The 19,982-nt window shown below is 66.3% G+C and carries 14 protein-coding genes and 1 riboswitch; of the genes, 8 read left to right on the top strand and 6 right to left on the bottom strand.

Going from position 1 to position 19,982, the window contains the following annotated elements; translation table 11 throughout:
* Position 1 precedes the first annotated feature (1 nt).
* From ribBA to ribD, 3 genes are read right to left on the bottom strand one after another with little or no spacing between them, the layout of a single operon-like run.
* Positions 2 to 1,156 (bottom strand): bifunctional 3,4-dihydroxy-2-butanone-4-phosphate synthase/GTP cyclohydrolase II, encoded by a 1,155-nt coding sequence (ribBA, locus tag ACSFCA_RS02220; RefSeq protein ID WP_258354347.1) that lies wholly within the window; start codon positions 1,154 to 1,156, stop codon positions 2 to 4.
* Positions 1,153 to 1,818, bottom strand: a complete 666-nt coding sequence (locus tag ACSFCA_RS02215; protein WP_258354348.1) for a riboflavin synthase — start codon at positions 1,816 to 1,818, stop codon at positions 1,153 to 1,155. Before ACSFCA_RS02215 ends, ribBA begins: the two co-directional genes overlap by 4 nt.
* A 43-nt stretch (positions 1,819 to 1,861) precedes the next feature.
* Positions 1,862 to 2,959, bottom strand: a complete 1,098-nt coding sequence (ribD, locus tag ACSFCA_RS02210) for a bifunctional diaminohydroxyphosphoribosylaminopyrimidine deaminase/5-amino-6-(5-phosphoribosylamino)uracil reductase RibD (RefSeq protein ID WP_435458460.1) — start codon at positions 2,957 to 2,959, stop codon at positions 1,862 to 1,864.
* 219 nt (positions 2,960 to 3,178) lie between these two features.
* Here ribD and ACSFCA_RS02205 point away from each other — a divergent pair, with 219 nt between their 5' ends.
* The 6 genes from ACSFCA_RS02205 to ACSFCA_RS02180 are packed head-to-tail and all read left to right on the top strand — an operon-like array spanning position 3,179 to position 9,551.
* Complete coding sequence (locus tag ACSFCA_RS02205; protein WP_435458459.1) at positions 3,179 to 3,709, top strand: GspH/FimT family pseudopilin; 531 nt, start codon at positions 3,179 to 3,181, stop codon at positions 3,707 to 3,709.
* Positions 3,703 to 4,254, top strand: a complete 552-nt coding sequence (gene pilV, locus ACSFCA_RS02200; protein ID WP_435458458.1) for a type IV pilus modification protein PilV — start codon at positions 3,703 to 3,705, stop codon at positions 4,252 to 4,254. The genes ACSFCA_RS02205 and pilV overlap by 7 nt, the downstream gene beginning before the upstream one ends.
* Entirely contained in the window at positions 4,251 to 5,075 is an 825-nt protein-coding gene (locus ACSFCA_RS02195) for a PilW family protein (RefSeq protein ID WP_435458457.1), read from the top strand. Before pilV ends, ACSFCA_RS02195 begins: the two co-directional genes overlap by 4 nt.
* Positions 5,072 to 5,755 (top strand): pilus assembly PilX family protein, encoded by a 684-nt coding sequence (locus ACSFCA_RS02190; protein WP_435458456.1) that lies wholly within the window; start codon positions 5,072 to 5,074, stop codon positions 5,753 to 5,755. Before ACSFCA_RS02195 ends, ACSFCA_RS02190 begins: the two co-directional genes overlap by 4 nt.
* Positions 5,756 to 5,775: 20 nt before the next feature.
* Positions 5,776 to 9,066 (top strand): pilus assembly protein, encoded by a 3,291-nt coding sequence (locus ACSFCA_RS02185; RefSeq protein ID WP_435458455.1) that lies wholly within the window; start codon positions 5,776 to 5,778, stop codon positions 9,064 to 9,066.
* A gap of 20 nt (positions 9,067 to 9,086) precedes the next feature.
* The gene (locus tag ACSFCA_RS02180) at positions 9,087 to 9,551 is read left to right on the top strand and encodes a type IV pilin protein (protein ID WP_435458454.1); all 465 of its coding nucleotides are present in this window, start codon (positions 9,087 to 9,089) and stop codon (positions 9,549 to 9,551) included.
* A 34-nt stretch (positions 9,552 to 9,585) separates the two neighbouring features.
* Here the strand turns inward: ACSFCA_RS02180 and nrdR are convergent, their stop codons facing one another.
* The 3 genes from nrdR to ACSFCA_RS02165 all read right to left on the bottom strand — a co-directional run bounded on the left by nrdR (position 9,586) and on the right by ACSFCA_RS02165 (position 12,335).
* Positions 9,586 to 10,029, bottom strand: coding sequence for a transcriptional regulator NrdR (nrdR, locus tag ACSFCA_RS02175; RefSeq protein ID WP_215245097.1), 444 nt, complete (start codon positions 10,027 to 10,029; stop codon positions 9,586 to 9,588).
* Between the two features lie 24 nt (positions 10,030 to 10,053).
* The gene (gene glyA / locus ACSFCA_RS02170; RefSeq protein WP_093073667.1) at positions 10,054 to 11,298 is read right to left on the bottom strand and encodes a serine hydroxymethyltransferase; all 1,245 of its coding nucleotides are present in this window, start codon (positions 11,296 to 11,298) and stop codon (positions 10,054 to 10,056) included.
* A 41-nt stretch (positions 11,299 to 11,339) separates the two neighbouring features.
* A riboswitch (ZMP/ZTP riboswitch) is annotated at positions 11,340 to 11,465 on the bottom strand.
* A 30-nt stretch (positions 11,466 to 11,495) separates the two neighbouring features.
* The gene (locus ACSFCA_RS02165; protein WP_258354356.1) at positions 11,496 to 12,335 is read right to left on the bottom strand and encodes a lytic transglycosylase domain-containing protein; all 840 of its coding nucleotides are present in this window, start codon (positions 12,333 to 12,335) and stop codon (positions 11,496 to 11,498) included.
* A gap of 674 nt (positions 12,336 to 13,009) precedes the next feature.
* Between ACSFCA_RS02165 and ACSFCA_RS02160 the strand changes: the two genes are divergently transcribed.
* On the top strand, positions 13,010 to 16,825 hold the full coding sequence (locus ACSFCA_RS02160; protein ID WP_435458453.1) for a DUF748 domain-containing protein: 3,816 nt from the start codon (positions 13,010 to 13,012) through the stop codon (positions 16,823 to 16,825).
* Between the two features lie 214 nt (positions 16,826 to 17,039).
* Positions 17,040 to 19,913: a DUF349 domain-containing protein gene (locus tag ACSFCA_RS02155; protein WP_435458452.1), complete on the top strand. Its 2,874-nt coding sequence runs from the start codon at positions 17,040 to 17,042 to the stop codon at positions 19,911 to 19,913.
* The last annotated feature ends 69 nt before the right edge of the window (positions 19,914 to 19,982 follow it).

Genomic DNA, 19,982 nt, shown 5'->3' with positions numbered 1-19,982 from the left:
TTCAGTCTTTCGTGAGGTAGCCGGCGATTTCGAGCCCGTAGCCCGCCGCCATGCTCGGCATGCGACGCGGCGTGCCCAGCAGATTCATCTTGTGCACGCCGCATTCGCGCAGGATCTGCGCGCCGATGCCGTAGCTGCGCAGGTCCATGCGGCCGCGCTCGGGGGCTTGCGCGGGGCGCGCGGTGCCGTCGAACTGGGCGAGCAGCTCGCCGGCGGTTTCGCCACAGTTCAGCAGCACGGCCACTCCCTTGCCCTCGTTCGCTATGTGCGAGAGACTGGCGTCCAGGCTCCACGAGTGCAGCGAGCGGTTGATTTCGAGTGCGTCGAGCACCGACAGCGGCTCGTGCACGCGCACCGACACCGTGTCTTCGGGCGCCCACTTGCCGCGCACCAGCGCAAGGTGCACGCCGCGGCTGGGCTTGTCGATGAAGGCGTGGGCGGTGAAGGCGCCCCAGTTGGTCTGGATCTCGCGGCAGCCGACTTTTTCGACCAGTGATTCGACGCGGCTGCGGTGCTCGATGAGCGCGGCGATGGTACCGATCTTGAGGCCGTGCTCGGCCGCAAAGATCTGCAGGTCGGGCAGGCGGGCCATGGTGCCGTCTTCGTTCATCACCTCGCAGATCACCGAGGCGGGCGAGCAGCCGGCCATGGCGGCGAGGTCGCAGCCGGCTTCGGTATGGCCGGCGCGCATCAGCACGCCGCCGTCCACCGCCTGCAGCGGGAAGATGTGGCCGGGCTGAACGAGGTCGGCGGCCACTGCATTGGGGGCTACGGCGGCCTGCACGGTGCGGGCGCGGTCGGCGGCCGAGATGCCGGTAGTCACGCCTTCGGCCGCTTCGATGGAAACGGTGAACGCGGTCGAATGCTTGGCGCCGTTGCGCTGCACCATCGGCGGCAGCTGCAGCCGCTCGCACATCTCGCGCGAGAGCGTGAGGCAGATCAGGCCGCGGGCATGGCGCGCCATGAAGTTGATGGCCTCGGGCGTGATGTGGTCGGCCGCGACGACGATGTCGCCTTCGTTCTCGCGGTCTTCCTCGTCGACCAGGATCACCATGCGGCCAGCGGCAAGCTCGGCCACGATTTCCTCGACCGAAGAGATCGGGGCTGGGGCGCGCGCGGCGCGGGGAGCGCCGATCGGCGTGACGGAGGCGTTCATTCGGCTGTGTCCTTGGAATACGTGGAAGTGGGGGGCACCAGCACGCCCGCCTGAAGCATGCGCTCCACGTAGCGCGCCACGGTATCGATTTCGAGGTTGACCTTCGAGCCGGCCTTCAGGCTGCCAAGGGAGGTGTTGTCGACGGTGTGCGGGATCAGGTTGATGCTGATCTCGGCGCCGCCTTCGATGTCGTTCACCTTGTTGACGGTGAGGCTCACGCCGTTGACGGTGATCGAGCCCTTGTAGGCGAGGAAGCGGGCCAGCGCCGGCGGTGCCACCACGCGCAGTTCCCAGCTTTCGCCGACGGGCTCGAAGAAGCTCACGCTGCCGATGCCGTCCACGTGGCCCGACACGATGTGGCCGCCGAGGCGGTCGCTGGCGCGCAGGGCCTTTTCGAGGTTGATGCGGCTGCCTTCGTCGGTCAGGCCCGCGGTCTTGTCGAGGGACTCGGCCGAAATGTCGATGGTGAACTGCTGTCGCTCGGGGGCGAGCGTGGTGACGGTCATGCAGGCGCCGTTGAGCGCGATGCTGTCGCCGAGGCCGACGTCGTCGAGATACCCGTCGGGCACCGCAATGCTGAGTCTTTTGCCAAAGGAGGAGGAGGTGCCGAGGTCGTGGATGGCGGCGATGCGCCCCACGCCGGTGATGATTCCGGTGAACATCCGCGCATTTTCGCAGAGAACGAGAGGGGCTTCGGGCTAAACGTCAGAAGGCGTCTTTTCCGGCGATCCGGGCCACGATGCGCAGGTCGGGTCCGAGCATGTCGACGGACCTGAATTCCAGGGGCAGAACCCCCGCCAGCGAGGTGAGCGGGCCGTCGGCGTGGATGTGGCTCGCAATGTCGAGCCCGCTGCCGATCAGCTTGGGCGCCAGGTACACCAGCAGTTCGTCGACGCAGCCTTCGCGCAGCATCGAGCCGTTGAGCTTGTGGCCCGACTCGACGTGCAATTCGTTGACGCCGCGGGCTGCCAGGTCTTTCAGCATGGCGCCCAGGTCGACCTTGCCGTCGGCGTTGGGCAGGCAGGTGACTGTGGCGCCGCGTGCTTCCAGCGCCTCGGCTTTCTTCTCGTCCCGGCTGGCCGCGTAGATCCAGACGGGGCGGCCCTCGATGAATATGTGGGCGTCGGGCGGCGTCTGGAGCCGGCTGTCCACGACGACCAGGTGCGGCTGGCGCGAGGTCTGGACCAGGCGCACGTCCAGGCGCGGGTTGTCTTCGAGCACGGTTCCGACGCCCGTCAGCACCGCACTGGCGCGGGCTCTCCACGCATGGCCGTCGGCACGCGCGGCTTGCGCCGTGATCCATTGGCTCACGCCGTTGTCGAGGCCGGTCTTGCCGTCGAGCGAGGCGGCCACCTTCATCCGGACCCAGGGCGTCTTGCGGACCATGCGGCTGAAAAAACCGATGTTGAGTTCCCGTGCTTCCTCCGCACCCGACCCGACCTCGACATCGACGCCTGCGGCGCGCAGCCGCTCGAAGCCCTGACCGGCGACCAACGGATTGGGGTCGGCGATCGATGCCACGACCCGGCCAATGCCGGCTGCGATCAGCGCATCGCAACATGGGCCGGTGCGGCCATGGTGGGAGCAGGGCTCGAGCGTGACGTACGCGGTCGCGCCGGCGACCGAATGGCCTCTCGTCGCCGCATCGCGCAGTGCCATGACCTCGGCATGCGGGCCGCCGACCTGCTGGGTGTGGCCCTGGCCGATCACCGTGCCACCTGCAGTCACCAGGACGCAGCCGACGCGCGGGTTCGGATCGGTCTCGGGTCCGGCTTGATGCGCGAGATTCAGCGCCTGAATCATGAAATTCGGAGTTTCTTTTGTCATTCTTTTGTTAAATCAAATCTATTTGGGGCAGCAATTCGAAATCAATTGAAAACAATTAACCGCTGATCCATTTGCTCTGACCGCTTGTCGTGCAATAGGCCGTCAATAAGAAATCGAAAAATAGAATTTCCGGCTATTGCAATCAGGGAGAAGCGTCTGCCCGGCACCTCGGTGCAAGGCGGTGGACGGTACAACATGAATAACGGATTCTGCGCGTCCTCGTGGGGGCGTTCATGCCATGCCGAAAGGCAGCGAGGCTTCACGCTCATCGAACTGATGGTCGTCATCGCACTGATGACCGTGCTGCTGGTAATGGCGCTGCCCAGTTTCAGCGGCTTGATCGAAAAGTATCGCGTCGAGGGCATGGCCTCGGCCTTGATGGCAAGCGTGAGCCATGCGCGCTCGGAGGCGGCCCGGCGCGGAAAGACCGTGACCATCCAGGCGCGCGCAGGCTGCAGCGGCAGGGACTGGAGCTGCGGTTGGGACACGGTGGTTGGCAGCGGGGCCGCCAGCGAGACCCTCAAGCGGCAAGACCCCGACACGCGCGTCGCGGTCCAGAAGGGCACTCTCGGGGGCATCTCCTTCGACGCCATGGGCCATTCCGCGGGCGTCGCTGGCTTCAGCTTCCACCCAGTGGGAAGCGACGGTTCTTCATCCAATGCCGTCGCGGTGTGCCTGGCGCTCGGCGGACGCGTTCGGCTGGTGAAGGGGGGCAGGGGGTGCTGAGCGTTCCAATCCGCAAGCCGCGCAGTGGGCGAAGTGCGCAGGCGGGCTTTTCGATGATCGAGGCCATGGTGGCCGTTCTGGTTCTCTCGTTCGGCCTGTTGGCGCTGGCCGGCTTCCAGCTGCGTGTACTCGCCGACAGCGCAAGCGCCAGCAACCAGAACATCGCCGCGCAACTGGCTGGCGACATGGCTGACCGCATTCGTACCAATCTTGTCGCAGGCGCCGCAGCCGACAGCCCCTATGTGGCCGACTGGTCGCCGGCAAGCGCTGATGAACCCGAGTCCTCGTGCGCGGGAGCGCGCGCCAACTGCAGCGCTGCCGATCTAGCGACCGACGACCTGTGGAACTGGAAGCGCACCGTGGCGGGCGCGTTGCCGGGTGGACTGGCCGATATACAGGCCAAGGCGACGGCCGGCGGCTTGCTGTTCGTGCACATCGCCTGGAACGAGCCTGCCGTCGTCAACCCGATCGCACCGGATTCGAGCTGGGGCTGTCCGACTGGTAAGGCCTGCCTGGAAGTCATCGTTGCGGTGCCGCAGCCATGAATTGCAAAGCACTCGCTCCTCGCCTGCGGCAGGCCGGCTTCACGCTGGTCGAGTTCCTCGTCGCGCTGATCATCGGCATGCTGGTGGTGCTGGCCGCCATTGCCAGCATGCTCGGCACGCGCAGTACCGCCATGATGGGCGACGACGTCAACGCGCTCAACCAATCGTCAGCTTTGGCGTTCAGGCTGCTGGGCCAGCAGATTCGACAGGCCGGCTATATCCCCATCGATGCCACCGAGCCGCTGTATTACTTCAACGTCAATGCGGACAAGAACACCAATCTTGCGAGCGAGCCTGTCTTCTTTGCGATCAAGGGGGAAGAGTCGCCGGACAGTTCGGTGAACGACAAGCTGAAAGTCGGCTATGCGCCGAATCCCGATTACTTCAAGGACTGCCTGGGCCAAGGCCCCAGTAGCGCGGCGGGCTATGAGTACGTTCCGGAACGCCCTGCCGCGTCGGACAACGTGCGGCTGATTACCAGCGAGTTCTCGGTGGCGAACGGTGCCTTGAGATGCAGGGGCAGCGGCAATGCCACGCCGCAGCCGATCGTCGACGGCGTCGAGCGCTTCGACGTCATGTACGGCATCGGTGCCGAGGCCGGGAGCGAACGGGTGGTGCGCTACGTGACGGCCACGGACGTCGCAAATTTCAAGCAGGTTCGCACGGTGCGTGTCTGCCTGCAGCTTGCGGGCAGTTCCAGGAACAACCCCGGCGGCAGCTACACCGACTGCGACGGGGCATCGCAGACCAGCAGCGACGGCAAGCTGCGCCGCGTCTACACAGCGGTGTTCGCGCTGCGAAACAACCTGGGCGCGCTATGAAGCTCTTCCTCAGGCTCCGCGCCCCTCTGGCGCAGCGCGGGTTTTCGCTTTTCATCGTGATGATCATGCTGCTGCTCTCCGCGCTGTTGGTGGTGGGCGGCGCGCGGATGGCGCAACTGCTCGAGTCGGTGGCGGGTAACCAGCGCGAACATCAGCGTGCCTTCGAGGCCGCAGAAGCCGCGCTGCTGGATGCGGAGCGCGACATCCGGCAGCAGGTCTTCTCCACCGCGACCAAGACTTACGTGGCATGTTCGACGCTACCCACATCGCGCTGCCGCAAGGCTGAGGATGGCCGCGTCTTCCCCGACCGGGACACCGGCTGGGTGACTGCCTATGTGAACGACGGCGCCAACAGCTGCGAACGAGGCATCTGCTATTTCGCCGAGGACCGCTCGGTGGCGGCTGCATTCGGCAGCGAGGCCTACCGGTTCTGGACCCAAACCGCGTACCTGAGCAAACACGCGTCGTACGGGCAGTTCACGGGCGCGCCCACCGCCAGCAATCCGGCGCTGATTGGCGCCAGGTACTGGATCGAGGTCATCGACCGCAAGAACAGCAAATACCCGCTGTACCGGATCACCGCATTCGCCACAGGCGCTCGCAGCGCAGACACCGCAGGCGGCACACGGGTCGAGTTGCAGATGTCCTTCGATCCGGATCCGGTCACCAAAGTGAATTGAGCATTGCGAGAGGGAAGGATATGAACATCAAAGAGTTTTCGAGGAGCACCGTGGTGTGCAGCTTGATGCTGGCGCAGACCGCCGGCCAAGCTGCACAGTATTCGCTGGCGCAAGCGCCGCGCAACACCGCGGTCAGAGAGCCGGCGCCGAACGTGATCGTGTCGGTCGACAACTCGGGCAGCATGTCGGGGAGCGGCATGCTGGCCCTGAAGGCGGCGCTCAGGGCAAACTTCTCCGAGGCGAACATGCCCAATGACCAGATTCGCCTCGCCTGGCAGGCGATGAACAGGAGCGGCAACAACTGCGTCGGTTTCTTTGGCGACACCTCGGAGGGAAGTTATAGGGCCGGCAAGTGCCGGATCGGCGGCCGTGCCAACGCGAACCTGATGCGTTCGCTGGACAGCGCCCATCGCGCCAACTTCATGACCTGGGTCGATTCGCTGGTTCCGGAGGGTTGGACGCCGCTGCACGCCATGATGACCCGCGCCGGCGAATACATGAAGACCACCGGCCGGTACAGCCCCTACTCGGACGACCCCGGCGTGGAGGGGGCCGCGCAGTCGAGTTGCCGCAAGTCCTTCCACATCTTCATGACGGACGGCGAGTACAACCTCTTCGGATTCAACGAGGACCCGGCGAGGCTCAACATGCCGGCCATCGGAAACGAAGACGGAACGCGCCGCGTCCTGCCCGATTCCATGGTCTACCAGCCGCGTGCGCCCTACAAGGACAACGCCGGGGCCGTCAATGACGTTGCTAACTGGGATCGGAGCGGCCGCTGGAGACCCAAGGCTGAATATCGCCCGACCCTGGCCGACATGGCCTTTCACTACTGGGCCAGCGATCTGCAGCCGGACGTGCCGAACAACCTGAAGAAGATCGTTGTCGAGCCCGGCAGTGTGGCAGTCGGTACGGCGACGGTTCCCGAGTACTGGAATCCCAGGAACAATCCGGCCACGTGGCAGCACCTGACGACCTACACCATCGGTTTCGGTGCGGCGTCGTCGTGGAGCGGCGCGCCGGTCATTTCGGCGAGCGCGGCGCAGCCCACCTACAGCGGGGACTATGCACGGTTGGTCGATGGCGCGGCCACCTGGTCGGACCCGCTGGCAGGCTCACTGGTGCCAGACCGCTGGGACGGCGACGGATATTTGTATAGCAGCGGGGCCAACAGCGCCGCCTTGCGCATGGACCTCTGGCACGCCGCTCTCAACAGCCGCGGCACCTTCACGCCGGCCTCGAATGCTGGGGCACTCGGCAACGCCTTCAAATCCATCCTCGGGCAGATCCTGATCAACACCAGCATCCCGCTGACTTCGATCTCGGCAAGCTCCTCCAGGGTATCGACCGGCACGGCCGTCTACCGGGCCGGCTACGACACGGCTGACTGGTCGGGCGCGCTCACCGCCACGAAGTTCGGCTCCAACGGCAGGCTGGCGGCCACATCCGACTGGTCGGCACGCGATCTGCTCGATGCACGCATGGCGACGGCAGGGGCGCACAGCAGCGATCGCAAGGTGCTCAGTTTCTCGGGCACTGCAGCGGCAACGGGCGCCAGCGTCGCAACGACCGGCTCCGGCGTGCCGTTCCGGTGGGTCAATCTGAGCGATGCGCAAAAGGCCGCGCTCAGGGGAAGCACCAGCACCGATGCTGCAAGCACCGCGCTCGGGCAGGCCGTGCTCAACTTCCTGCGCGGCGACCGCAGCAACGAAAGCACGGGCCTGGAGTTGCGCAAGCGTGGCCATGTGCTGGGTGACATCGTGGGCTCCAGCGTCTGGTATGCGGGGCAGCCCAAGAGCGGCTTCACCAGCGACGCTTACGCCACGTTCGCCTCGACCGCCCGCACGCCGATGGTCTACGTAGGTGCCAACGACGGCATGCTGCATGCCTTCAATGCGGGAACCGGCAGGGAAGAGTTCGCCTATGTGCCCGAAGGCCTCTACGGCACGGCGACCGCGCCCAATCTCAAGCGACTCAGTGAGGCCACCTACTCGCACAGGTACTACGTCGACGGAAGCGCCTTCGTAGCCGATATCTACATGGGTGCGGCGGCCACTCCCACGACCACCGACGCCCAGAAGGCGGCGGGGTGGAGGTCCTTTCTTGTGGGCACGCTGGGAGCGGGCGGCAAGGGCTACTTCGTGCTCAACGTCACCAAGCCCGAGGACATCGACGAGGCCGGGGCTGCCGAGACGGTGGTGGTCGACACGACCGCGCTTCCCGACAGTGACCTGGGCCACCAGTTTCAGCAGCCCGCGCTCGACTCCTTCTCCAGGCGCGCGCTGCAGGTGGCGCCGCTGAACAACGGGCGCAAGGCCGTGATCCTGGGCAATGGCTACAACAGCACGAGCGAGAGGGCGGTGCTGTGGATCCAGTATCTCGACGACGACAAGTCGGTCCTCAAGATCCCTGCTCCCGCCACGCAGGGCACTGGCTCCGGCAACGGGCTGTCCGCCCCAAGGGTGGTGGACCGCGACGGCGACGGCAAGGTTGACTACGCCTATGCAGGCGACCTGCTCGGCAACCTGTGGAAGTTCGACCTGAGCGATGCCGACAGCCGCAAGTGGAAGGCCACCATGGGCTCCGGCGCCACCGCATCGAGCCTCGACAATGTGCCGCTGTTCGCGGCCGGCGCCACGCAGCCGATCACGGCGGCGCCGGTGGTCGTCGGCCATCCGCGCGGCGGCTATATGGTGGTGTTCGGTACGGGGCGGCTGTTTGCCTCCGGTGATGACGGCACTACCGCCAGCCAGTACCTGTATGGCGTTCGGGATCCGGCCAACGGCAGCAAGGGCACCGCAGCATCGACCGACCTGGTGGCGCAGACCATCGGCGTTGCCACCGTCGAGGAAGACGATGCCGAGTTCCGCACCGTCTCGGGCAACAGCGTGAGCTACAGCGGTTCTCTCGCCAAGCGCGGCTGGTACCTTCAACTGCCGACCGCCAGGGAGCGCATCGTCTATCCGGGCGACGCGCTCAGCAGCAGCGCAGGCTTGTTCTCGACCACCATTCCGGGCACCGGCAGCAACTCGATCGATTGCACTGCAGGCACTGGCGACGACGGCTGGTCGATGGTGGTCGACTTCTTCAGCGGCGCCGCTCCGGGCGGCATTGCCTACAACGCGTCCGCCACGGCGGGCAGCTATCTCGGCTTCCGGAACCGTTCGGGCAGGGACGACATCGCCTTCGAGCCGCAGGACCGGGCAAAGGGCAAGGACGTGATCTGCAACGCGGCCGGCGAATGCAACACGCCGAAGCGGCCGGATATCGTCCGCCGCTTCGGTTGGCGCAATCTGATGTTGTCGAACTGACGACGCGACCAAGGCAAGCCATGAAGAACAAGCATCCCAGGGCGCAAGGCCGTGAGCAGATTCGCTCGCGCGGCTTCACGCTGATCGAACTCATGATCGTGACGGTGGTGATCGCCATCCTCGCCGCCATCGCCTATCCGAGCTACACGCGCTACGTGCTGCGGGCCAAGCGGGCCGATGCCAAGCAGCAGCTGTTGCAGGCGGCGCAGTGGACCGAGCGCTACATGACCGCCAACGGACGCTACCCCCCGGCGAGCGTCGCGCTGCCGACCGGACTGAGCCAGGCGCCGTCGTCCGGTACGGCGAACTATTCCATCAGCTATGCCGCCAGAAATACCACCACCTATACCTTGCAAGCCGTTCCAAGCGGGGCGTCGAGCAACGACGAGTGCGGAACGCTCAAGGTCAACCAGCAGGGCGTCAAGCTGGCTGGCGGCAGCACCGACGCGTCGAGTGCGCTGGTGCAGCTTTGCTGGAACCGTTGAAATGCCGTCTAGAGAGGCCGGCGGCCAATGAGGCTCAGATGTCGCGCAGCAACTGCCTGAACTCGTCCACGTCCTCGAAGCTGCGGTACACCGAGGCAAAGCGCACGTAGGCGACCTTGTCGAGCTTCTTGAGTTCGCGCATCACGAGTTCGCCGACCTTGGTCGAGTCGATTTCGCGCAGGCCGCTGGCCAGCAGCTTCTGCTCGATGCGCAGCAGGGCATTGTCGATCTGCTCGATGCTCACCGGCCGCTTGCGCAGCGCCAGCATCATCGAGGCGCGCACCTTGGCCGATTCGAAGTCGGCGCGGCTGCCGTCCTTCTTCACGACAACGGGAAAATTGACGTCGGGCCGCTCGTAGGTGGTGAAGCGCTTGTCGCAGGCGCTGCACTGGCGGCGCCTGCGGACAAAGTCGGCGTCTTCCGAAACGCGGGTCTCGACGACCTGCGTTTCAAGATGACCGCAAAAAGGGCATTTCATGCGGTCAGGTCTTCTTGCTCGAAATCAGCGGTAGACAGGGAAGCGGCTCGTCAGCGCGTGAACCTTGGCGCGCACCGCGTCGATGTTCGCCGCGTCGCGCGGGTTCTCGAGCACGTCGGCGATCAGGTTCGCGGTGATGCGGGCCTCTTCGTCCTTGAAGCCGCGGGTGGTCATGGCGGGGGTGCCGATGCGCACGCCGCTGGTGACCATCGGCTTTTCCGGGTCGTTGGGGATCGCGTTCTTGTTGATCGTCATGTGGGCGCTGCCCAGCACGGCTTCGGCTTCCTTGCCGGTGATGCCCTTGGCGCGCAGGTCGACCAGCATCACGTGGCTTTCGGTGCGTCCGCTCACGATGCGCAGGCCGCGCTGGGTGAGGGTGTCGGCCACGATCTGGGCGTTCTTGACCACCTGTTGCTGGTAAGCCTTGAACTCGGGCGCCATGGCTTCCTTGAACGCGACGGCCTTGGCGGCGATCACGTGCATCAGCGGGCCGCCTTGAAGGCCCGGGAAGATGGCGCTGTTGATGGCTTTTTCGTGCTGCGACTTCATCAGGATGATGCCGCCGCGCGGGCCGCGCAGGCTCTTGTGGGTGGTGGAGGTGACCACGTCGGCATGCGGCACCGGGTTGGGGTACACGCCCGCGGCCACGAGGCCTGCGTAGTGGGCGATGTCGACCATGAAGATCGCGCCGACGTCCTTGGCCACCTTGGCGAAGCGCTCGAAATCGATGCGCAGCGAATACGCCGAGGCGCCCGCGATGATGAGCTTGGGCATGTGCTCGTGCGCCTTGCGTTCCATCGCGTCGTAGTCGATGGCTTCGTTGGCGTCCAGGCCGTAGCTCACGACGTTGAACCACTTGCCGCTCATATTGAGAGGCATGCCGTGGGTCAGGTGGCCGCCTTCGGCCAGGCTCATGCCCATGATGGTGTCGCCGGGCTTCAGGAAGGCGAGCATCACGGCCTCGTTGGCCGAGGCGCCGCAATGCGGCTGCACGTTGGCGGCGTCGGCGCCGAAGATCTGCTTGACGCGGTCGATGGCCAGTTGCTCGGCCACGTCGACGTGCTCGCAGCCGCCGTAGTAGCGCTTGCCCGGGTAGCCTTCGGCGTACTTGTTGGTGAGCTGAGAGCCTTGGGCGGCCATGACGGCTGGCGAGGCGTAGTTCTCGCTGGCGATCAGCTCGATGTGATGTTCCTGGCGCGCGTTTTCGGCTTGAATCGCAGCCCAGATTTCGGGATCGGTCTGTTCGACCAGGATGTTGCGTTGGTACATGGCAGTCCTTTGAAGACGAGGTCCTTGTTCTTCAACCAAACAAGGGCTGCCCAGGCGAACGGCTGAACGCCTGTTGTGGTCAGGCGGCACGCTTCCCAGTGGTATTCCACGTCAGCGCGTGGCACCGTGTTCGGGTGCTGCGCCTATCGCCAGTCGCGTACCTGCCGAGTGTAGCTCACACCCGGCCCAAAACCTCTTCAGGAAACGGAGGAGAGCAAGGCCACCTTGGCCGGCTCGGTGCGTTCTTCAGTAGGCTTGGGCGGCGCCGCCACAGGGATCGGCTGCGGACGCACGGTTGGCGGCGTGATCGTCGACGGCGCGCGGCCGTTGGCCACCTGCAGCAGGCGTTCGTGCTCGGCCATCACCTTGGCGGCATAGCCGCCGTCGTCCTCGAGGTTGGCTGCGCCCACGTAGTAGCGCAGGCCGCCTTCGAGGGAGCCGGCGCGGGAGATGCATTCCTGCAGCACCTTGACGCCGACGCGCATGTTGGTCACCGGGTCGAAGGCGGTGAGCGTGCCGCCCGCGCTCTCGTACTTGTCTCCATGCACGCGGGTCATGACCTGCATGAGGCCTTGCGCGCCGACCTGGCTCTGGGCAAACGGGTTGAAGCTGGACTCGACGGCCATGATCGCGAGGATCAAGGTCGGGTCGATCTTCGTGCGCTTGCCGATGCCATAGGCCTCGGCCACGAGCACGCTCAGCGGCTCGGCGGCCACGCGGTACTTCTTGCTCAGCCAGTAAGCCACGGCGGCCTGCTGCTTGGGCAGGTCGGCGGGGCTCGCGGCCGTGGTGCGCTCGATGGCGGTGGGCTCGAGATCGGTGACTTCAGGCGCAGGCTTGCGCGACTGCAGCCAGCCCATCAGTTGTTCCTCGCCGGTCTTGCGCAGGTCGGGCCGCGCCACGAGGGCGAGGGCCGCGAACACAATGGCCAGGCCGACCAGTGCAAACCCGTTGTGGGTGATTTCAAAAAAGCCGTCTGCCACATCGGACACGAAGGTCCTTAGCCCGCGGGCCGTGACATCAAACGCCTTGTTCATCGCTCTTCCTTTCTGTGCGGCACCCGAGTCGCAACGCCACGGAAGGCGATGGATGAAGGCAGCGGCGCTTGGATTGGTACGAATCAGGCTCCGCGCATGGAGTGAAGGGGGTTAGGGGCGCGGCGACCTGATCAAGCCGGGGGAGTTCGGCGGCGGATTCAGGGTGGCTCTGCCGCGTCGGGCGGTCGGAGCAGGGCGGATTCTAGCGTGGCTAAATACCCGGTCAAGCATAAGGATTTGCTTCGTTATGCTAATAGTTGTTTAAAAAAGTTGCCGTTTCGAGGCGTTTCGGCTTAGGGGAAATCCCTTTGTAAAACGCGTTTGCAATCCGAGGGTGCGACGCCTAATCTGGACGGGCCTGAGCTTTTCAGGTGTTTTTCCGAGGTCCGGCAGCCCGAGGTGCAAGTCAAGGGTTCAGCGTCCGAGGATCCACGGTGGCAATCTCTTGCTGCCAGCACGGCAGGAACCATTGACTTCCGGTCGCGCGAATCGATGGCATGGGTTTTGTGCCCGCCATCAAGCCCGGTGACAAGACATTCCGTCGAGCCACCGGGCTTTCTTCGTTTGAGGTCCGACGAAGCCGATTTCTCGGCGTTTCTGGCACTTTTCCCGGGGTTTGCCTGCGTCCTTTTTGCGTATGTAGCGTTGCTGCGTGTTTGCGGCACACTCTGGCGATGGACGTAGCTTCGATCAAACAAAACAAATGGGTGCGACGTGGGATCGTCGCGGTGCTGGTTCTGTTGGCCTTCTGGGTCATTGCCTGGCTGGCGGTGCCGCCGATTGCCAAAAGCCAGCTTCAGAAGATCGCAAGCGAGAAGCTCGGGCGGCAGGTAACAGTCGGCAAGATCGATTTCAAGCCCTGGACACTCGAGCTCACGCTGAACGACCTGCGCATTGCCACTGCTGACGGCAGCAAGCCGCAAGTGGCCGTCAGCCGCATCTACGCCGATGCCGAACTGCAGTCGATCTTCCGGCTCGCACCGGTGATCGATGCGGTCACGATCGACGGGCCCGCCATCCTGCTCACGCACCAGGCCGACGGCAAATACGACATCGACGACATCCTTGCCAAGCTCTCGGCCGGCCCGCCGCCCGACCCGAACGCCAAGCCGGCGCGCTTTGCCATCTACAACATTGCGATAAATGGCGGCTCGGTCGACTTCGACGACCAGACCGTCAAGCGCAAGCACGAGCTGCGCGACTTCGTGCTCAAGGTGCCGTTCCTGAGCAACCTCGATTCCAAGCGCGACATCAACACCGAGCCCAAGCTCGCCTTCGCGCTCAACGGCAGCAAGTTCGACTCGGCCGCCTTCACCACCCCCTTTGCAGACAACCGCAAGACCGACGCCCACGTGCAGTTCAAGGGGCTCGACCTCGTGCCGTATCTCGGCTACATCCCGGGCGGCCTGCCGGTGAAGCTCCAGGCGGGCAGTCTCGATGCCGACCTGAAGATCGGCTTCGAGCAAGCCACGACCACCGGCCTGAAAATCACCGGCACGGTCGAGGCGCACACCACCAAGGTGGCCGATGCGCGCGGCCGCGACCTGCTGGCCTTCGAATCGCTCAAGCTGGCGCTGGCCGACGTGCGGCCGCTGGAGTCGGTGTTCCATCTGAGCGAAGTCGCGCTGGTCAAGCCGCAGCTGGCGGTGGCGCGCGATGCGGGCGGAAAGCTCAATCTGCTGGCCACCGACCCGGCCACCGGAGCGACCGAGAAGGTCGCGTCGCCGCCCGCCGCAGCCGCGAGCGCACCGGCCGGCAAGCCGGCGCAAAAGCCCGTGCTGAAGGTACAGGTCGACAAGGTGGCCCTGAACGGTGGACGCATCGGCTGGCGCGACGAAACCGTCAATCCCGCTGCCGCCGTTGACGTGACCGACCTCGGCATCGACGTCACCGGCGTCACCTGGCCGATGGAAAAGCCGGCCGAATTCAACGGCAGCACGGCGATTGCCGGCGCCTCGCTCAAGTTCAAGGGCAATGCCACCGACAAGGTGGCCGACGTGCAGACCGAGGTCGATGCGCTGCCGCTGTCGCTGGCCGCGCCTTACCTGGCGCAGAGCCTGGAGCCCACGCTGGATGGCAAGCTCAGCGGGCAGATCGACATCGCCTGGGCCCAGCCCGACCTGAAGTTCAAGGCGCGCCGCCTGTCCGCCGATGGGCTTGCGCTGACCCAGGCCAAGACCGCGCTGGCCAGCGTCGGCCGCTTCGAGCTGGTCGACGCCGAGGTCGACATGACGAAGCACACATTGAACGTGGCCTCGTTCACAGCGACCAATCCCAAAGTGCGAGTCGAGCGTGACAGCGAAAAGCGCTGGATGTTCGAGCGCTGGCTCAAGACGCCGGCCGGCGGCGGCGCCAAGGAAGCCGAAGCGAAGGTCGCCGCACCCAAGCCCGCGGCCGCCGAAACGCCTCAGCCCGGCGCCAACACCAAGCCCTGGGCGCTGACCATCGGCACGCTGGCGGTCGACAACGGCGCCCTCTCTTATGCAGACAAGGCCAGCGCGAACCCGGTTACCGTGGAAGTCACCGCCTTCAAGCTCCACGCCCAGAAGATCGCGCCCGACACCAATACGACGTCGCCGCTCGAAGTTTCCGGCCGCATCGGCTCAGGGCGCTCCGACCCGGGGCGCTTCGACTACAAGGGCAACGTCGTGCTCAAGCCGCTCGCGGCCGAGGGCCGGCTGGAGGTGGTGTCGTTCCCTGCCCATACCTTCAAGGCCTACTACGCTGATGCGCTCAACGTCGACATCCGCCGCGCCTTCGCGAGCTATCGCGGCACGGTACGGTATGCGACAACGCCTGCGGGTATGAGCATCAAGCTGGCCGGCGACACCGCGCTCGACGATTTCCGCGCCAACAGCGTCTCGCTCACCCAGTCGCCCGGCTTCGACCGCAACACCAACCAGTTGCTGAGCTGGAAGACGCTGAGCCTGCGCGGCCTGCAGGTCAGCATGGCGCCCAACGCGCCGCCGAATGTGGACGTGCGCGAGACCACGCTGACCGACTTCTTTGCCCGCGTGATCATCGACCCCACCGGCCGGCTCAACCTGCTGAACCTGACCAAGAAGGGCGAGGCACAAGCCAACGCCGTTGCTGCGGCGGCGGGCGAAGCCTCCACCCGCAAGGGCCCGGGCGGCACGACCACCACGACACGAGCTGTGCCGGCCAGGCCTTCGGGCGGCGCTCCGGTGTCGGCCGAAAACATGGTCGGGGGAGCACCCGAGCCGGCCAAACCGGCTGCGGCCGCGCCTGTCACCACCGCGCAGGCGGCGGACAGCGGCCCCGCGCCCGTCATCAACTTCGGCCCGATGAGCCTGGTCAACGGCAAGATCGACTTCACCGACCTGTTCGTCAAGCCCAACTACTCGGCCGACCTCAGCGAGCTGACCGGCAAGCTCAGCTCGTTCTCATCGAACCCGCCGAAGGGCGAAAGCGGCCGGCCCGCGCTGGCCGACCTCGAGCTGCGCGGCAAGGCGCAGCAGACAGCGGCGCTGGAAATCACCGGCAAGCTCAACCCGCTGGCCAAGCCGCTCGAACTCGACATCACCGCCAAGATGCGCGACCTCGACCTGGCCCCGCTGTCGCCGTACTCGGTGCGCTACGCCGGCCACGGCATCGAGCGCGGCAAGATGAGCATGGACGTCAACTACAAGGTCGCCCCCGATGGCCAGCTGACGGCCACGAACAAGCTGGTGCTCAACCAGTTGCAGTTCGGCGACGAAGTGGCGGGCGCGCCTGCCAGCCTCCCGGTGAAACTGGCCGTAGCCCTGCTGGCCGACCGCAATGGCGTGATCGACGTCGACCTGCCGCTCAGCGGCTCGCTCAACGATCCGCAGTTCAGCGTCGGCCCGCTGATCTGGAAGGCCGTGGTCAACCTGATCGTCAAGGCCGTGACAGCGCCGTTCAGCCTGCTCACCGGTGGCCTGGGCGGCGGCAGCGGCGAATCGAGCGCCATCACCTTCGAGCCCGGCAGTTCCGAGTTGAGCGCCGCCGCCAAGGAAAGCCTGGACAAGGTCGCCAAGGCGCTGACCGACCGGGCCACGCTGCAGATGACGGTGATCGGCACTTCCAGCCTCGAGAAAGAGCGCGACGCCTACCAGCGCCAGCGCGTGCGCCAGCTCACCTACGCCGAGAAGCGCCGCGTCGCGGTGCGCGGCGGCCAGACCGGCACCGACGTACCACCCGTCACCGACGCCGAATACCCCGAGCTGCTGACCGCCGTGTACAAGCGCGCAGACATCACCAAGCCGCGCAACCTCGTCGGCCTGGCGAAAGACCTGCCGGTGCCGGACATGGAAAAGCTGTTGTTCGCCAGCGTGCCGGTCGACGAGGAATCGATGCGCCAGCTCGCCGTCGAGCGTGGCGCGGCCGTGCGCGACTACCTGCTCGCGAAGAAGCTGCCTAGCGAGCGTCTCTTCCTGGGGGCGGTGCGCACAAGTGCCAGCGGCAGCGACTGGAAGCCGGGCGCCGAGCTCAGCCTGACCATGAAGTGAGGCGCGACGACCCGATCAGGAGCCGGTCTGAGGACTTGGTTTTTTTCTACAGCTTGCTATATATGTAGTCCGTTAACCTCCACGCCCACAACCCCGCGTACGCCACCGTTTCTGGACGGAATTCAATGGCCAGCCGCAAGTGGGTGAAAATGTCGATGTGCGCCGGCCTTTGCCGGCGCCTTCGCTTTCTCTACCAAGACAACGATTTCGCGCAGTGACCTCTACTTCTTCCAAGCCACACGACCTTCAGGCCCTCGACACGCTCACCGGCGGCGCCTTCACCGCGCCGACTTCCGGCGAGCGCGCCGCGCGCATCCGCGACTGGCTCGCGGGCACTCCCACTGCCGAGCAGATGCAGGAGGTCTTCAAGGAGCTGAGCGGTCGTGACAAGGGCGCCGCGCGCCTGCTGCGCGAAAAGCTCGACGAACTCAAGCGCGCCAAGGGGCAGGAGGCAATTGCCGTCGAATGGGCGCAAAAGGCCGAAGCCCTGCTGGGCCAGTCCAAGCTCAACATCGCCGATGCACTGGCCTGGCAGCGCGACGCCGCCAAGGCTGGCGCGCCGTTGTCGCGCGAGCCGCTGGCCGGCCTGAAGCTCAAGCTGGCCGAGCGCGTCAAGGGCATCGAAGACCTGCAGCACCGCGCACAGGTGCACCGCGAAGCCGCCGTGCTGCTGGCGCAGCGCTTCGAAGTGCTGTCCACCAAGGGCTGGCAGGACGCCCAGGCCGCCGAAGAATCGCTGCGCGCCGACGTGGCCCACTGGCAGCAGCAGGCAGCCGAGATCACGACCGACGCCAACTGGACCAGCCTCGACGCCAAGTTCGCGCCGCAGCTCGAATCGTCCAAGTCGCAACTGCTGGTGGTGTCCGATGCGTTCCACAGCGCATTGGCCCAGGCCCTTGCTGCTGCCGCCGATGCTGCTGCGCCGCTGCCGCCAGTGCCCGTGTGGGCCGACGAACTGCGCGCCGCGCGCGGTGAGGTCGTGGCACCCAAGCCCGCCGCGCCCGCTCGCCCCGCCGCACCCAAGGTCGACCCGGCCTTGCGCGCTGCCGCGCAAGACGCCGTGCAGGCTGCGCTCGCCAAGCTCGAACAGGAAACTGCCGAAGGCCATGGCAAGGCCAGCGCCGGCGCGGCTGCCGCGCTGCGCGCCGTGCTCAAGGAGCACGGCAAGCTGGTCGAAGCGCCGCTCGAAGCCCGCGTGCATGCCGCGCTGGTGGCCGCTGGCGAACTCGAAGGCTGGCAGCGCTGGAGTGCCGACAAGGTGCGCGAAGACCTCGTCGCCAAGGCCGAAGGCCTGCTCAAGCGCCCCGAAGGCCAGGCCCTTGGCGGTCGCAAGATGCAGGAAACGCTGCGCGCCCTGCGCGACCAGTGGAAACAGGCCGACCAGGGCGGCGTGCCGAACCACGCGCTCTGGAAGCGCTTCGATGAAGCCTGCAACGAAGCCCACAAGGTGGTCGAGGCCTGGCTCGAAAAGGTCCGCGCCGATGCGGCCGAGCACCGCGCCCTCCGCGTCGCGCTGATCGAAGAGGTCAAGGCCTGGGCTGCCGAGCATGCCGGCGCCACCGAGCTGAAGGCGCACAACCGCGCGCTGCACCAGTTCGCCGACCGCTGGCGCGATGCCGGCCACGTGGGCGAAAAGGTGTTCGCAGAGCTGCAGCCGCTGTGGAACGAAGCCTTCGGCGCGGCCCGCGCTCCCTTCGAGACCGCGCAGAAGGCCAGCGTCGAACGCCGCCAGGCCATGATCGCCGAGGCTGCTGAGCTCGGCGCTCAGCCGATGCTGCGCATCGACGCCGTCAAGGCGCTGCAACAGCGCTGGCAGGCCGAGGCGCAGAGCGTGCCGCTCGATCGCCGCCATGAACAGAAACTGTGGGACGCGTTCCGCGCGCCCATCGACGAAGCTTTCAATCGCAAGACGGCAGAGCGCGAAAAGGCGTCGGCCGCAATGAGCGAGCACGATCGCTATGTGCTCGAAGCGTCCAAGGCGCTCGACGCAGCCAATGCCGGCGGCGACGTGCAGAAAATTCGCGCCGCCATTGCCCGCCTGGAAGGCGCGCTGCGCGGTGAAGCACCGCCGCCCGCGCCGAAGGTCGAGCAGGCTGCTGTCGCGAGCGACGGTCCGTCGGTCGGCGCGACCGAGGTCGTGGCCCCGGGGCAGGCTGCTGCCGAATTCGGCGAAAGCGCCGAGCAGGCGCCGAGCCCGAGCGATGCGGAAGCTTCGCTCGGCACGACCGCTGCCGATGCAGCGCCCGCCGCGTCGACCGATCTCGTGGCTCCCGTTGACGGCGCCGATGCTTCGGCACGCACCGATGGCGAGGCACACGACGCCGGCGAAGCCGCTGCTGTCGAAGCGCCAGCCGCGGCGCCGAAGCCCGCGCCCAAGCCCGTCGTGGCCATGCGTGGCGACGACCGCCCGAGCAGCAAGAAGGCCGAAGCAGCGCCCGCAGCTCGCGGCGCCGGTGGCCGTTTCGGTGATCGCCGCGATGCTGGCCGTCCCGGTGCTGGCGGCCCGGGTCGCCCTGGTGATCGCGGCGACCGTGGGGCGCCTCGTGGTGACGCGCGTGGCGATCGCGGTGCACCGGCCGGCCGTTTCGGTGATCGTCCGCCGCGCTTCGAAGATCGCGGCCCGCGCCTCGGCGACGCGGCCTTCCGCGCGCAACGCGAGGCGCTGGAGCGCGCCGACATGGCGCTGCGCAAGCTCGCAGCACAAGCGCACGGCGAAGCCCTGACCCAGGTGCTGGGCGCATGGGAACAGCGTGATGCCAGCCGCCTGCCGAGCATCCAGGAACTGGGCCGCGCGGTCACGCCCGCGGTGCGCAGCGGCTGGTCGCAAGCCATCGGCTCCGCGCCGACGGCTGCCGCGAACGATGCCGCCGAAGCGCTGCTGCGTCTCGAAATGGCCGCCGAAGTGCCGACGCCTGCTGAACAGCTCGACGCGCGCCGTGCACTGCAACTCAAGCTGCTGACGAAGCGCGGCGATCCCGCGCCGGCCCAGACCTGGGGTCAGGATGCAGGGAAGGTGTTGGCCGCGGCGCACGATGCTTCCAGCGCGCGCCGTCTGCAGAATGCGCTGAAGGCATTGCTGCGAAAGTAAGAGGCAGCCTCCAAGGCCTCCGGCCAGATGAAAAAGACGCCCCGCGGGGCGTCTTTTTCTTTGGGGGAG

This window comes from Variovorax multivorans (assembly GCF_051216835.1).
Lineage (GTDB): Bacteria > Pseudomonadota > Gammaproteobacteria > Burkholderiales > Burkholderiaceae_C > Variovorax.
Note: the sequence above shows the minus strand (reverse complement) of the source record. Positions and strands in the feature narration are given on the sequence as shown.

Excerpts from the sequence above, each read along its gene's own strand:
- ribD (WP_435458460.1), bottom strand. The coding sequence starts at position 2,959 with ATGATTCAGGCGCTGAATCTCGCGCATCAAGCCGGACCCGAGACCGAT.
- glyA (WP_093073667.1), bottom strand. The coding sequence starts at position 11,298 with ATGTACCAACGCAACATCCTGGTCGAACAGACCGATCCCGAAATCTGG.
- ACSFCA_RS02180 (WP_435458454.1), top strand. The coding sequence starts at position 9,087 with ATGAAGAACAAGCATCCCAGGGCGCAAGGCCGTGAGCAGATTCGCTCG.
- ACSFCA_RS02160 (WP_435458453.1), top strand. The coding sequence starts at position 13,010 with ATGGACGTAGCTTCGATCAAACAAAACAAATGGGTGCGACGTGGGATC.
- ACSFCA_RS02185 (WP_435458455.1), top strand. The coding sequence starts at position 5,776 with ATGAACATCAAAGAGTTTTCGAGGAGCACCGTGGTGTGCAGCTTGATG.
- ACSFCA_RS02190 (WP_435458456.1), top strand. The coding sequence starts at position 5,072 with ATGAAGCTCTTCCTCAGGCTCCGCGCCCCTCTGGCGCAGCGCGGGTTT.
- ACSFCA_RS02165 (WP_258354356.1), bottom strand. The coding sequence starts at position 12,335 with ATGAACAAGGCGTTTGATGTCACGGCCCGCGGGCTAAGGACCTTCGTG.
- ribBA (WP_258354347.1), bottom strand. The coding sequence starts at position 1,156 with ATGAACGCCTCCGTCACGCCGATCGGCGCTCCCCGCGCCGCGCGCGCC.
- ACSFCA_RS02195 (WP_435458457.1), top strand. The coding sequence starts at position 4,251 with ATGAATTGCAAAGCACTCGCTCCTCGCCTGCGGCAGGCCGGCTTCACG.
- ACSFCA_RS02205 (WP_435458459.1), top strand. The coding sequence starts at position 3,179 with ATGAATAACGGATTCTGCGCGTCCTCGTGGGGGCGTTCATGCCATGCC.
- nrdR (WP_215245097.1), bottom strand. The coding sequence starts at position 10,029 with ATGAAATGCCCTTTTTGCGGTCATCTTGAAACGCAGGTCGTCGAGACC.
- ACSFCA_RS02215 (WP_258354348.1), bottom strand. The coding sequence starts at position 1,818 with ATGTTCACCGGAATCATCACCGGCGTGGGGCGCATCGCCGCCATCCAC.